Consider the following 13,607-nt stretch of genomic DNA (forward strand, 5'->3'; position numbering starts at 1 on the left):
GCGATGGCCACCCGCTGCTGCTGGCCGCCGGAGAGCTCACCGGGCCGCCGCCTGGTCTGCTCCCCCAGCCCGACCTGGGCGAGCACCTCACGGGCCCGGTGGCGGTCGGGGCGGGCGCCCGCGAGCCGCATCGGGAGCAGCACGTTCTGCTCGACGGTCAGGGAGGGGAGGAGGTTGAAGGACTGGAAGACGAACCCGAGGCGGGCGCGGCGCAGCGCGGTGAGCTTGTTCTCACTCATTCCGGTGATTTCGGTGCCACCGAGCCGCACGGACCCCGCGGTCGGCCGGTCGAGCCCCGCGGCGCACTGGAGGAACGTCGACTTGCCGCAGCCCGAGGGGCCCATGACGGCGGTGAAGCTGCCGCGCGGAAGGGCGAGGTCGATGCCGCGCAGGGCGTGGACGGCGGTGCGACCACGGCCGTAGCGGCGCTGGATGCCGTGGAGTTCGATGGCATGGGCGTCGTGCTGCGGCGCCGGTGCCGCCGTCTCTCGCCGCTTGCGCAGCCGCATGGTGGTGACCCTTCCGAGGAGTTCGCCCGATTCCCCTCGAACCTACGGATCGCGGCCCCTTGGCAGCCATGACGGCGACCGGCGTATCCGGGGTGGGGTTAACCCCCGCCAGGGCCTCGCGGGCGGGCGCCGGCGGGCGGGCGGTCGGGCGGGAAAGGTGCGGCTACTGGCGGCAGATCAGCAGCAGGGCGCGGTCGTCGTTGACGTCCTTCGCGACCGTCTCGATCAGATGCCAGGCCGCGCCGTGGAAGCCGGAGCCCACGTAGCGGTCCGCCTCGCCGGTAAGGCGGTCGATGCCTTCGCTGATGTCCCGGTCGGCGGTCTCGACGAGGCCGTCGGTGAAGAGCATCAGGACGTCGCCGGGGCGCAGGGTGCCCTTGGTGGGGTCGAACTGGGCGCCGTCGTAGACGCCCAGCAGCGGGCCGTCGGCGGACTTCTCCTCCCACTTGCCGGTGCCCGCGCTCAACTGGAGCGCGGGCAGATGTCCGGCGGAGAACAGCTCGAAGTCGCCGCTGTCGAGGTCGAGGACGAGATGGATGGAGGTGGCGAAGCCCTCGTCCCAGTCCTGGCGCAGGAGATAGCCGTTGGCGGCCGGGAGGAAGCCGTGCGGGGGCAGGGAGCCGAGCAGGCCGCCGAAGGCACCGGAGAGCAGCAGGGCGCGCGAGGCGGCGTCCATGCCCTTGCCGGAGACGTCGGTGAGGACGACCTCGAGGGTGCGGCCGCCGCCGGTGCGGGCGGCGACGACGAAGTCACCGGAGAAGGACTGTCCACCGGCCGGGCGCAGCGCCATCTCGCGGTGCCAGCCGCGCGGCAGACCGGGCAGCTTGCTCTGGACGCGGATGCGCTCGCGCAGGTCGAAGAGCATGGTGCCGCCGCGCCGCCAGGGCACCCCGACCCGGCTGCGGAACTGGGCGATCAGCAGGCCGAAGAAGCCCACGGCGGCGACGACCAGGATGGTGCCGGGGGTGACCCGGGAGGAGGCGTCCTCCTCGGTGTACGGGCCGAGCACGGCGGACTCCACGATCAGGGCCGTGGCGGCCGCCGCGTAGAGGGCGAGCAGGCTGGCGGGGCGCAGCAGCAGCCCGCCCGCGACGATGGGCAGGACGAGGGCGGACGGGGAGCACCAGTCGGGCTGGGCGATGGTGCCGCCGGCGATGGCGGGGATGCCGAGGAGCAGCGCGCTGAGGGCGAGCCGGTCGGAGCCCTCGCCGCGGAAATAGTCGACTCCGGCTTTGCGCACGCCTGTGCGAGCCCGGTGCAGAGCTCTGCGCATCCGGGCCCACGGAGTGTCCACGCGGCCAGTCATTGCATCGGGACCCTACCCACCCGTTCGGACGCGCGTCGATTCGTGGCGCGTTGAACCACCCAGCCAGGGGGGCAATAGTAAGCGAAATTCGTTCGCGTGTACGGGAAACGGCTGCTAGGGATGGGAATATGAGGACTGAGCTACGTGTGCTCGACCCATCGCTTTGGGATGATTGGTACGGAAAACTGGTACTCGCATTCGGAGGAGTTCCCGAAGCGCCGGAGGAATCGGCGCTCTGGAGGGAGTTGACCGAATGCGAGCGCTCGATCGGCGTGTGGGACGGCGCCGACATCGTCGGCACGGCGGGGCTGTTCAGCTTCCGGCTGTCGGTTCCCGGCGGGGCGATCGTCCCCGCGGCAGGCGTCACGATGGTGAGCGTGCAGGCCACCCACCGGCGGCGCGGAGTGCTGCGGAGCATGATGCGGCGGCAGTTGGACGACATACGTGCGGCAGGGGATGAGCCGCTGGCCGTTCTGACCGCATCGGAACCGGACATCTACGGACGGTTCGGGTACGGCGCCGCCACCCAGAACGCCTACGCCGAGATCGACACCACCCAGGTGCGGCTGACCGTCCCCGAGGGCACCGACGACGTACGGCTGCGCGCGGTGCCCCTGGAGTCGGCCGTCGAGGCGTGCGAGGCCGTCTACGCCCGGCGGGTGTCCGCCCGGCCGGGCATGCTGGAGCGGCGCCCCGGCTGGGAGCGGCTGCCGCTGCTGGACCCGCCGGGCGAGCGCGAGGGCGCGTCCCCGCTGCGCTGTGTGCTGGCCGAGTCGGGCGGCGAGGTCAGCGGCTTCGTACGCTTCGCGGTCAAGCCCGACTGGGAGCTGGCCGGGCCGAAGGGCATGGTCATCCTGCACGATCTGGAGGCCCTGGACCCGGCCTCCTACGCGGCCCTGTGGCGGCTGCTCTTCGAACTCGACCTGACCTCGGTGATCCGGACCGGCTCCCGCCCGGTCGACGATCCGTGGCAGCACCTGGTCTCGGACATCCGGCGGTGCGCCGTAAAGCTGCGCGACTCGCTGTACGTCCGCCTGGTGGATGTGGGGGCCGCGCTCGAGAGGCGGACGTACCCGACCCCGGTGGACGCCGTCCTGGAGGTCACGGACCCCTTCTGCCCGTGGAACGAGGGGCGCTGGCGGCTGAGCGGCGACGCCAAGGGCGCCTCCTGCGAGCGCACGCAGGACGCTCCGGATCTCCGGCTGGGCGTACGGGAGCTGGGGGCGGCGTATCTCGGCGGGGTCTCGCTGACCGCGCTGGCGGGTGCGGGACGCGTCGAGGAGGTCCGCCAGGGCGCCCTTACGGAGGCCGCGACGGCCTTCGCCTCCCCGGTCGCCCCATGGCTGCCCCACGGCTTCTGACGGCTTGGGGGCGGCTTCGGGGCGGCTCCAGGGCAGTTCCAGGGCGGCGGATGCGGGCCTTACGGCCGCTGGCAGTCAGGGCACCAGAAGAGGTTGCGGGCGGCGAGATCGGCGGCGCGGATCTCGCCACCGCAGACATGGCAGGGCTGTCCGGCCCGCCGGTAGACATAGACCTCGCCGCCGTGGTCGTCCACGCGCGGCGGGCGGCCCATCGCCTCGGGGGTGTGCTCGGGGCGGACCGTGTCGATCCGGTTGTTCCGCACCCCCTCGCGCATCAGCGCCACCAGATCGGCCCAGATCGCGTCCCATTCGGCGCGGGTCAGCGCCCGGCCGGGCCGGTAGGGGTCGATGCCATGCCGGAAGAGCACCTCGGCGCGGTAGACGTTCCCCACGCCGGAGATCACCTTCTGGTCCATGAGCAGCGCGGCCACGCTGACCCGGCTGCGGGAGATCCGGGTCCAGGCCCGCTCGCCGTCGTCCGCCGGGCGCAGCGGATCGGGGCCCAGCCGGTCGTGGATCGCCTGCTTCTCCCCGTCGGTGATCAGCGCGCAGGCGGTCGGGCCGCGCAGATCCGCGTAGCCCCCGGGGTTCGCCAGCCGCAGCCGGACGGTGTCGGTGGCGGGCGGTGCGGGGGCCGGGCCGACGGCGTACGTGCCGAAGAGCCCGAGGTGGACATGGACCCAGCCGGTGGCCGCGAAGTCCAGGAAGAGATGCTTGCCGTGGGCCTCGGCATGGTGCAGCGGCCGGCCGTCGATCAGCCCGGCGCCGTCGGCGAACTTCCCCTGTGGGCTGGTGGCCCGGACGGGCCGGCCGCCGAAGGTCTCGAGGTGGTCGGCGGCCAGCCGGTGGATCGTGTGCCCTTCGGGCATCAGTCGCCTTGCGGATGGTGGGCCGGGATGGGCGGCAGCTCGCCGGTGGTCTCGTAGGCGCTGAGCATCTCGATACGGCGGGTGTGCCGCTCCTCGCCCGAGTACGGGGTGTTCAGGAAGATCTCGACGAACTTGGTCGCCTCGTCCTGGGTGTGCATCCGGGCGCCGACGCTGATCACATTGGCGTTGTTGTGCTCACGGCCGAGGGCCGCGGTCTGCTCGCTCCAGGCGAGTGCCGCGCGCACCCCCTTGACCTTGTTCGCCGCGATCTGCTCACCATTACCGGATCCGCCGATGACGATGCCGAGGCTCTCGGGATCGGCGGCGGTCCGCTCCGCGGCGCGCAGGCAGAACGGCGGGTAGTCGTCCTGCGAGTCGTAGACGTGCGGGCCGCAGTCGACGGGCTCGTGGCCGGCCGCGTTGAGCCACTCCACGAGGTGGTTCTTGAATTCGAAACCGGCATGATCCGAGCCGAGGTACACGCGCATATTCCGAGTGTGTCATGGCCGTGTGGCCCCCGCCGCCCCGGGTAGGCGTCGCACAAACCTCTGTAGCACCAAGGAACCTCATGAAAACCTCAAGTAACAATCTGGAATCAAAGGTTCTACTGGCGGACCTCCTGAGATTCACTGGCGTCGCTCCTAACGCGAGAGCAAAGGAATCCAGCACATGAGCGCACAACCTGCGACCACGCCGGAGCAGCAGCGGGCTCCCGGCGATCCGGGCTCGCCCGACGGCCTCAAGGCGGGGCTCAAGAACCGTCATCTGTCGATGATCGCGATCGGCGGAGTGATCGGCGCCGGTCTGTTCGTCGGCTCCAGCGCGGGTATCGCGAAGGCCGGTCCCGGCATCCTTGTCTCGTATGCGCTGGTCGGCCTCATGGTCGTCTTCGTCATGCGGATGCTCGGCGAGATGTCCGCCGCCAATCCCACCTCCGGCTCCTTCTCCGCCTACGCCGACCGGGCGCTCGGCCGCTGGGCCGGTTTCTCCATCGGCTGGCTGTACTGGTTCTTCTGGGTCGTGGTGCTGGCGGTCGAGGCCACCGCCGGCGCCAAGATCCTGGAGGGCTGGTGGCCGGCGGTCCCGCAGTGGGGCTGGGCGCTGATCGTCATGGTGGTGCTCACCGCGACCAACCTGGTCTCGGTCGGCTCCTACGGTGAGTTCGAGTTCTGGTTCGCCGGGATCAAGGTCGTGGCGATCGCCGCGTTCATCGTGGTCGGCGGGCTCGCGGTCTTCGGGGTGCTGCCGCATTCGGACAACGAGGGCGCGGGCCTGGCCCACCTCACCGATCACGGCGGCTTCCTGCCGAACGGGCCGGGCGCCATCCTCACCGGTGTGCTGCTGGTGGTCTTCTCCTTCATGGGCAGCGAGATCGTCACCCTCGCGGCCGGTGAGTCCGAGGACCCGCAGCGGGCGGTCACCAAGGCCACCAACAGCGTGATCTGGCGTATCGCGGTCTTCTACCTGGGCTCGATCTTCGTCGTGGTCACGCTGCTGCCCTGGGACTCCAAGGCGATCGCCGACGACGGCAGCTATGTCGCGGCGCTGAACTCGATCGGCATCCCGCACGCCGGCGACATCATGAACGTGATCGTGCTGACCGCCGTGCTCTCGTGTCTGAACTCCGGCCTCTACACCGCCTCCCGCATGGCCTTCTCGCTCGGCCAGCGCGGCGACGCCCCGGCGGCCTTCGCCCGCACCAACGGCCGTGGCGTGCCGGCGGCCGCGATCCTCGGTTCGGTCGTCTTCGGCTTCGTCGCGGTCTGGTTCAACTACCAGTGGCCGGACACGGTCTTCACCTTCCTGCTGAACTCCTCGGGTGCGGTCGCGCTCTTCGTCTGGCTGGTGATCTGCTTCAGCCAACTGCGGATGCGCGGGATCATCCTGCGCGAGAACCCCGAGAAGCTGATCGTCCGGATGTGGCTGTTCCCGTATCTGACCTGGGCCACGATCGCGATGATCTCGTTCGTCCTGGTCTATATGCTCACCGACAAGGACGGGCGCGAGCAGGTGATCCTCTCCGCGCTGGTGGCCGCGCTCGTGGTGGCCTTCGCCCTGGTCCGGGACCGCCTCGCCGCCGGCCGCGGCCCCGACCCGGCCGCCTCCTCCGACGCCTCGGCCAAGGAGACGGCGGCCCCGTAGCGGCGCTCCGCTGAATGCCCTGTGCCCCTGGGCGACGGTGTACCGACCGCCGCCCGGGGGCACAGCCGTGTCCGGGGCCGGGGCCGGTGGGCTGCGTACGGAGGCTGTCGCAGGGGGCTGGGTACGGGAGTTGTGCCGGGCTCAGACGACGCGCGGAAGGACCCGCTCCGCGAAGGCCCGGACCACGTCCAGCACCCTCATGCCCCGGTGCCCGACGCCGGGCACGATGTCGAGCGTGACGTCGATGCCCAGCGCGGTGTAGTTGTCCCGCAGCGCGGTGATGCGCTCCACGCGGGTGCGGCCGACGGCGTCGGCGCCGTCCATCCAGTTGGAGTCACCGGGGTTGTTGATCTCCCAGGTCTCGGTGTCCTCCGCCCCGACCGCCATATGCACGGGCACCTTACGGATCTCCGCCAGCCGCAGCGGCGCCCCGAAGCGCTCCTCGAACCCCGCCGTGCCCAGCCACCACTCGCGGTCGGGATCGATCAGCGTGGTGGCCGGGGAAGACGTACGGCGCCCTGATCGACAAGCAGCAGCGCCAGGTCGGCCAGGCGCTCACGTCCGTGGGGCTCGGCTCATGAGCGCGCGGGACGAGACGGTGAGCGCGCCGGATGAGGCGGTGAGCGCGCGGGACGAGGCGGTGCGCCCGGAAGCGGAGGCCGCCGCGCCCGGCGGCGCCGCCCCGCCGGAGGGGCCGCTCTGGGGGCCGCGGGTGGCCGCGCTCGCCACGGCCGCCATCGGCTCGTTCGTGGCGGGCACGATCTCCACCGTCGGGATCACCTTCGCGGGCCCGGCCATGGCGCAGATCGCCGAGAAGATCCAGCCCGCCGAGTACTTCGCCGTGATGATCCTCGCCTTCGCCACGGTCACCGCGGTCGTGGCCGACGCCCCGGCGCGCGGGCTGTGCAGCCTCTTCCTGGGCCTGGCCATCGGGCTCGTCGGCATCGACAGCCTCACCGGCCAGGCGCGCTACACCTTCGGGGTGCCGGAGCTGTACGACGGGATCCAGATCGTGGCCGTCGCCGTCGGGCTCTTCGCGATCGGGGAGACGCTCTACACCGCGGCCCGGCTGCGGCGGGCGCCCGAGGAGCGGGTCCTCCCGGTGGGCGGCGGGATCGCAATGAGCCCCGAGGACTGGCGGCGGTCCTGGAAGCCATGGCTGCGGGGCACGGCGACCGGCCTGCCGATCGGCGCCCTGCCCGCGGGCGGCGCGGAGATACCCACATTCCTGAGCTACAACGTGGAGAAGCGGCTGTCCCGGCACAAGAAGCAGTTCGGCAAGGGCGCCATCGAGGGGGTGGCGGGCCCCGAGGCCGCCAACAACGCCGCGTTCTCCGGGGTGCTGATGCCCCTGCTGACGCTGGGCATCCCCACCTCCGCGACGGCCGGGGCGACTGGACGATCTTCTTCACCCGCCCGCTCTCCGCCGGGATCCTGTGCCTGTCGCTGATCGCCCTGGTCGGCCCGATGGCCGCACGCGCGATCCGCCGGACGCGGGGACGCGAGCCGGAGACGGCGGGCTGACCACCAACGGCAGGGCCCCCGCGCGAGTCGACCGCGCGGGGGCCCCTTTTCCGCCTGCCCGGTGTTCGGTGAGAAGACGATCACGCAAGCAGGTGGTCTGGTGGGCGCTCCGGGTTACGGGGCCAGCAGCAGGTTGTGGGCGCGCTCCTTGGCGGCCGTGTAACGGCGCGCCACGTCCTGCCAGTTGACGACCTGCCACATGGCCTCGATGAAGTCCACCTTCTGGTTCTTGTACTGGAGATAGAAGGCGTGCTCCCAGGCGTCGAAGACCAGGATCGGCACCGAGCCCTGCCCCACGTTCCCCTGGTGGTCGTAGACCTGCTCGACCACCAGCCGCCCGCTGACCGGCTCGTACGCCAGCACGCCCCAGCCCGAGCCCTGGGTGGTGGCGGCGGCCTTGGTGAGCTGCGCCTTGAAGCCCGCGTAGGAGCCGAAGTGCTCGGCGATGGCGTCGGCCAGCTCGCCGACCCCGTCCCTCTCCAGCGGCTCGCCGCCGCCGTCACCGGTCATGTTGTGCCAGTAGATGCTGTGCAGGATGTGGCCGGACAGATGGAAGGCCAAGTTCTTCTCGAGCCCGTTGATCGAGCCCCACTGATCCTTGTCCCGCGCCTCCGCGAGCTGCTCCATCGTGTCGTTCGCGCCCTTGACGTACGCGGCGTGGTGCTTGTCGTGGTGCAGCTCGATGATCTCGGGGCTGATGACCGGGGCCAGCGCCGAGTAGTCGTACGGAAGTTCAGGAAGTGTGTAGATGGCCATGCGAAGCCCTTCGGACCGCGTTATTGCAATTGACTTGCAAGTACACGCTAGCAGCAAGAGCGTTTTCCGCCACCGCATGCGGACCGGCCGGGCGATGCCGTGGGCCGGGAGTGGCCTGATCTGATCCATGCGCGGGGCGAACGGCGGACCTATGATCAAAGGTCGCTCGAAGGGGGAGGGCATGGATCCGCAGATCGCCGATCTCGCCAGGACGGCGGGCACCACCATGGTCACGTTGATGGCCACCACCGCCTGGGAGTCGGCCAGAGACGGCCTCGTCTCGCTCTGGCAGAGGTTCCAGCCCGCCAGAGCCGGCGGCATCGGCGAGGAGTACGAGGCGAGCCGCGCCGATCTGCTGCTCGCGCGCGAGACGGGCGACGAGGACTCCGAGGCGGAGCTGGCCGCCGAATGGCAGGGACGGGTGCGCCGGCTGCTGGTGGCCCAGCCGGAGGTGGCGGACGAACTGCGCCGCATCCTGGACGAGTTGACCCCCCACCTCCCCGATCAGCGACCCGCCGTCGGCGAGATCCATATGACGGCCGAGGCATCCGGCAGCGGCCGGGTCTACCAGGCCGGCCGCGACCAGCACATCACCGAGCGATGAGCGGGCCGGGCCCCCTCGACGGCCGCGCGTCCGGCCAGGGCCGCGTCTTCCAGACCGGCGGCGACCAGTACATCCAGGAGCACCACCACCACTACGGAGCCGGAACCGGGTCCCTCCTCGCGCCGCAGCCGGTCGGCCCCCGGCCGCCCCAGGGTGCGGCGGTCCCCGACTCCGTACGCGTGCCGCTCGTCGGGCGGACACCGGGCATCCTGCGGGACCGCGCCGACCTCATGGAGCGGCTCCGAGCCGCCGTCACCGGCCCCGGTGGCGACGTTCACGTCCTGCACGGCCTGGGCGGCTGCGGCAAGACGGCGGTGGCGCACGCCCTCTTCACGGAGGCCGTAAGGGACCACGGACGCATCGGGCTCTGGGTGAACGCCTCGGAGCGGATCTCCCTGCGCGCGGGCATGCTCGCCGTGGCGGGCGACCGGGGTGCGACCACGGGCGAACTGGCCGCCGCGGCCGGCGGTCAGCGTGCCGCCGCCGACCTGGTCTGGCACTACCTGGACCACTCCGCCCAGCGCTGGCTGCTGGTCCTGGACAACGCCGACGACCCGACGGTCCTGGAGGAGGGCGGCTGGCTGCGCACCAGCCCGCTCGGCACGGTCCTGGTGACCACGCGGCACGCGACGTCGCCGCTGTGGCGGGGCACCGGGTCGGCACGGCACCCCGTCGGGGTGCTGCCGGAGGCCGACGCGGCACAGGTCCTCTGCGATCTGGCGCCGGACGCCGGTACCGTCGAATCGGCGCAGAAGGTGGCGCGACGGCTGGGCTGTCTGCCGCTGGCCCTGACCCTGGCGGGTTCGCATCTGTCGCATCAACTCCTGGAGTCGTGGTCGATGGACGAGTACGACCGGAAGCTGAGCGAGGACTCCACGGCCCTGGTCGACCAGGGCGCGGTCGGCAGCGGCCAGTCCCGCCATCTCGTCGGCCGCACCTGGCAGTTGTCCCTGGACGCCCTCGCCGGACAGGGACTGCCGGAGGCGACCACATTGCTACGGCTGCTGTCCTGCTGGGCGGCGGACCCGGTGCCGCTGTCCCTGCTGATGCCGGTGGCGCGGGGGGAAGTGGACCTCGGCCATCTCGACCCGCCGCTCGCCGCGGACCGGGTCGAGCCCGCGCTGCGCGGGCTGCTCGACCACTCGCTGATCGGCATGGTCGAGACGGACGGACACCGATGCGTACAGGCCCACGGGGTGCTGCTGGACAGCGTCGCCGCCGGGGTTCCGGAGGGCGGGCGCGGGCCACTGGCGGAGGTGGCGGGGCGGTTGCTGGAGGTCGGGCTGCCGCCCGAGGGCTCCGTGTCGGCTGAGGCGCGGACCACATTGCGGCTGCTGACACCGCACGCCTTCAGCCTGTTGCGTACTGCCCCCGGGGAGTCGGCCACCCGGTTGGCCGCGCATGCCGCACGTCAGGTGCTTGACGCCGGCGACTGGGCCGGAGCGCTCGCCATGTCCCGCGCTGTTGCCGACATGGCGGAGCGGAGTCTGGGCGGGGAGCATCCCGTGGTCCTCGACGTGCAGGACGTGCTTGGACGGGCACTACTCCGCATGGGGCGCTATCACGAGTCCGAGGCGACACATCGGAGGGTGCTTGAAGTCCGCGAGCGGGTGCTCGGCCCCGACCATCCGGACACCCTCCGCAGTTGCTTCGGCCTGAATCAGCCGCTCGACGTTCTCGACCGCGACGAGGAGGCGGAACAACTGCTCCGCCGGGCGATCGAAGGCCAGCGACGAGTGCTCGGCGAGGACGCCGCGGAGACGCTGGCCAGCCGGGCGCAGTTACTGGAGGTGCTCGCGGAGCTACGCAAGGAGGACGATTTCGACGCGGAGGCGGGCTCGGTGGTCGAGGCATGCGAACGCGCCCTGCCGCCGGGCCATCTCACGACTCTGCTCGCTCGACACCTGATGGGCTACGGCCTCAAGGAGTTCGGACGGTACGCGGAAGCCGAGCCGGTGGCGCGGCGCACACTGACGGACCGGACCCGCGTTCAGGGGGCCGACCACCCCCAGACGCTCTCGGCGACGTTTCTCGTCGGCTTCGTCGCGCATGCGTTGGGCAAGCGGGAAGAGGCGATAGACCTCTTCCAGCGGTTGGTCGAAGCTCGTACCCGCATTTTGGGCGAGGAGCATCCAGCCGTCGCTGTCGACCAGGCGCTCCTCGCCCGTTGGCAAGCCGAAGGCCAATCCCAGCGCTGATCAGCCCTGAGCGGCCTCCTGTCGGGCCACCGACATCCGCTGGCGTACGTAGCCGATGATCGCGAGGGCGATCGCCATCACGGCCGTGGCGTAGAGCTGGCTGCGGGTGTCGCTCTCGCGCAGCATCAGCACCAGCACGCCGACCGTGGCGGCCATGGCGACCCAGGTCAGGTACGGGAAGAGCCACATCTTCACCACGAGCTTCTCCGGGGCCTCGCGCTGGAGGCGGCTGCGCATGCGCAGTTGGGCGACGGCGATGAAGCCCCAGACGACCAGGACCGCGGCGCCGACCATGTTGAGCAGCCATTTGAAGATGGTGTCCGGCCACCAGTAGCTGAGCAGCACGGCGACGAAGCCGAAGAAGGAGGAGGCGAGCACGGTGAGGCGGGGGACGCCGCCGGTGACCCGGCCCAGGAAGGCGGGGCCCTCGCCGCGGGTGACCAAGGAGTAGGACATGCGGGAGGCGCCGTAGATGTTGGCGTTCATCGCGGAGAGCAGCGCGATCAGCACGATCACGTTCATGATGTCGCCGGCCGCGGGGATGTCGAGGTGGTTGAGGACGGCCACGTACGGGCCCTCGGTGACCAGCGCCTTGTCGTTCCACGGGATGAGCGTGACCACGACCACCATCGAGCCGACGTAGAAGAGGGCGATGCGCCACATCGCGGTGCGCACCGCGCCCGCGACGCTCTTGACCGGGTTCTCGGACTCGGCCGCCGCGATCGTCACCGTCTCCAGTCCGCCGTAGGCGAAGACGGACGCCAGCAGGCCGACGACCAGGCCGTTCACCCCGTTGGGGAGGAAGCCGCCGTCACCGGTGAGATGGGAGCCGCCGGGGGCGTCGGTGCCCGGCAGGACGCCGAGGATCGCGAGTATGCCGAGGACCAGGAAGATCGTGATCGCGGCGATCTTCAGCGCGGCGAACCAGAACTCGAACTCACCGAAGTTGCTGACCGCGGCGAGGTTCGTGCCACAGAACATCGCCATGAAGACGGCGACCCACATCCAGGAGTCGGTGCCCGGGAACCACTGGACCATGATCCCGGCCGCGCCGATCGCCTCGGCGGCGATGCCCACGCACAGCAGGATCCAGAACATCCAGCCGACCGTGAACCCCGCCCAGGGCCCGATCGCCCGCTCGGCGTGCACGGAGAACGAGCCGGAGGCCGGGTTGGCCGCCGACATCTCGCCGAGCATCCGCATCACGAGCATCACCAGCAGCCCGGACAACGTATAGGCCACCACGATCGAGGGGCCGGCGGCGGCGATTCCGGCGCCTGAGCCGACGAACAGCCCGGCGCCGATCACACCCCCGAGGGCGATCATCGACAGATGGCGCTGCTTGAGGCCATGGGAGAGCGGTGGCGTGGCGGTCGCGCCCGCGCCGGTGGCCTCGGCGGTGCCGGATGGCCCGGAGGACGCGGATGTCCGGTTCATTCTTCTTCTCTGTCCCTTACGCGGCGGGCGGGCGGCTGCAAAACGTCCCTAGTGTGAAGGCCGCGTCCTGTCAGGACAACATCGCGACCAGTCTTTTCTGGATATCGGACACCTGCGTCACGCTCCGTATCGGGTGTATCTGCCAGAAGCCGCCAAGCCGATGCGTCCGGCTTTGTGGTCATCCGATGGTGTCCCAGGCCCGCGCGTTGCGTTAGCGTCCCGGTATCCACCCTCTGACCTGGGAGCATCGCTGATGAGCACGGTTTCTGCCGCCGCCACACCCGGTACGGTCCTCGCGGACGCGGTCTTTCCCGCCCGGCGCGTCCTGGCCCGGGACACCGCGCTGGTCATCGGGGGCGCCGTGCTCACCGGTCTCGCCGCGCAGCTCTCGGTGCCCGTCCCCGGCTCGCCGGTGCCGGTGACCGGCCAGACGTTCGCCGCCCTGCTGGTGGGCACCTCGCTGGGCGCCCGGCGCGGCTTCCTGTCGCTGGCGCTGTACACCCTGGTCGGCATGGCCGGTGTGCCGTGGTTCGCCGAGGGCAGCTCAGGCGCCGCCATGCCGTCCTTCGGCTATGTGCTGGGCATGCTGCTGGCGGCGACCGTGGTGGGCGCGCTGGCCCGGCGCGGCGGCGATCGCGGGGTGCTGCGCACCGCGGGCACCATGGCGGTCGGCTCGGCGGTCACCTACGCCGTGGGCGTCCCGTACCTGGCGCTGGCCACCCATATCTCCCTCGGCGAGGCGGTCGCGGCCGGGCTCACCCCGTTCCTGATCGGGGACGCGCTGAAGGCCGCGCTGGCGATGGGCGCGCTGCCGGCCGCCTGGAAGCTGGTGGGCCGCCGGGGCTGAGCTCCCCTGCCCCCCCTGCCTGCCGCCCGGGCCCAGCGCCCGGGCATGGCCACT

13 protein-coding genes are annotated in these 13,607 nt (G+C 71.2%); 6 read left to right on the plus strand and 7 right to left on the minus strand.

What is annotated here, in order from left to right:
• Nucleotides 1–509, minus strand: a 509-nt coding sequence (locus KN815_RS14805) for an ABC transporter ATP-binding protein (RefSeq protein WP_216342407.1), incomplete at its 3' end; no start/stop codon positions are given.
• A 163-nt stretch (nt 510–672) separates the two neighbouring features.
• Nucleotides 673–1,815: a PP2C family protein-serine/threonine phosphatase gene (locus tag KN815_RS14810; protein WP_216342408.1), complete on the minus strand. Its 1,143-nt coding sequence runs from the start codon at nt 1,813–1,815 to the stop codon at nt 673–675.
• Nucleotides 1,816–1,943: 128 nt separating this feature from the next.
• Between KN815_RS14810 and KN815_RS14815 the strand changes: the two genes are divergently transcribed.
• On the plus strand, nt 1,944–3,176 hold the full coding sequence (locus KN815_RS14815; RefSeq protein ID WP_216342409.1) for a GNAT family N-acetyltransferase: 1,233 nt from the start codon (nt 1,944–1,946) through the stop codon (nt 3,174–3,176).
• Nucleotides 3,177–3,235: 59 nt separating this feature from the next.
• On the opposite strand, the gene KN815_RS14820 is transcribed toward KN815_RS14815, so the two are convergent.
• Both KN815_RS14820 and KN815_RS14825 read right to left on the minus strand, forming a co-directional pair.
• Nucleotides 3,236–4,045, minus strand: coding sequence for an Fpg/Nei family DNA glycosylase (locus tag KN815_RS14820; RefSeq protein WP_216342410.1), 810 nt, complete (start codon nt 4,043–4,045; stop codon nt 3,236–3,238).
• On the minus strand, nt 4,045–4,533 hold the full coding sequence (locus KN815_RS14825) for a ribose-5-phosphate isomerase (RefSeq protein WP_014060711.1): 489 nt from the start codon (nt 4,531–4,533) through the stop codon (nt 4,045–4,047). Before KN815_RS14825 ends, KN815_RS14820 begins: the two co-directional genes overlap by 1 nt.
• A gap of 181 nt (nt 4,534–4,714) precedes the next feature.
• Between KN815_RS14825 and KN815_RS14830 the strand changes: the two genes are divergently transcribed.
• The gene (locus KN815_RS14830; protein ID WP_216342411.1) at nt 4,715–6,187 is read left to right on the plus strand and encodes an amino acid permease; all 1,473 of its coding nucleotides are present in this window, start codon (nt 4,715–4,717) and stop codon (nt 6,185–6,187) included.
• A 141-nt stretch (nt 6,188–6,328) separates the two neighbouring features.
• Here the strand turns inward: KN815_RS14830 and KN815_RS14835 are convergent, their stop codons facing one another.
• Nucleotides 6,329–6,574, minus strand: a complete 246-nt coding sequence (locus tag KN815_RS14835) for a hypothetical protein (RefSeq protein WP_253208975.1) — start codon at nt 6,572–6,574, stop codon at nt 6,329–6,331.
• 190 nt (nt 6,575–6,764) lie between these two features.
• Between KN815_RS14835 and KN815_RS14840 the strand changes: the two genes are divergently transcribed.
• Complete coding sequence (locus KN815_RS14840; protein ID WP_253208976.1) at nt 6,765–7,637, plus strand: tripartite tricarboxylate transporter permease; 873 nt, start codon at nt 6,765–6,767, stop codon at nt 7,635–7,637.
• Between the two features lie 188 nt (nt 7,638–7,825).
• Here the strand turns inward: KN815_RS14840 and KN815_RS14845 are convergent, their stop codons facing one another.
• On the minus strand, nt 7,826–8,467 hold the full coding sequence (locus KN815_RS14845) for a superoxide dismutase (protein ID WP_216342412.1): 642 nt from the start codon (nt 8,465–8,467) through the stop codon (nt 7,826–7,828).
• A gap of 181 nt (nt 8,468–8,648) precedes the next feature.
• On the opposite strand from KN815_RS14845, the gene KN815_RS14850 reads away from it, so the two are divergent.
• Nucleotides 8,649–9,071 carry a hypothetical protein gene (locus tag KN815_RS14850; protein WP_216342413.1) on the plus strand — a complete coding sequence of 141 codons (423 nt, stop codon included), beginning with the start codon at nt 8,649–8,651 and terminating at the stop codon, nt 9,069–9,071.
• Nucleotides 9,068–11,269, plus strand: coding sequence for a tetratricopeptide repeat protein (locus KN815_RS14855; protein ID WP_216342414.1), 2,202 nt, complete (start codon nt 9,068–9,070; stop codon nt 11,267–11,269). The genes KN815_RS14850 and KN815_RS14855 overlap by 4 nt, the downstream gene beginning before the upstream one ends.
• Here KN815_RS14855 and KN815_RS14860 read toward each other — a convergent pair whose 3' ends face one another.
• Nucleotides 11,270–12,706, minus strand: a complete 1,437-nt coding sequence (locus tag KN815_RS14860; RefSeq protein WP_216342415.1) for an amino acid permease — start codon at nt 12,704–12,706, stop codon at nt 11,270–11,272.
• A gap of 253 nt (nt 12,707–12,959) precedes the next feature.
• Between KN815_RS14860 and KN815_RS14865 the strand changes: the two genes are divergently transcribed.
• Nucleotides 12,960–13,553, plus strand: a complete 594-nt coding sequence (locus tag KN815_RS14865; protein WP_198267510.1) for a biotin transporter BioY — start codon at nt 12,960–12,962, stop codon at nt 13,551–13,553.
• Nucleotides 13,554–13,607: the final 54 nt, after the last annotated feature.

It is taken from the genome of Streptomyces niphimycinicus (assembly GCF_018883605.1).
GTDB classification, from domain to species: domain Bacteria; phylum Actinomycetota; class Actinomycetes; order Streptomycetales; family Streptomycetaceae; genus Streptomyces; species Streptomyces niphimycinicus.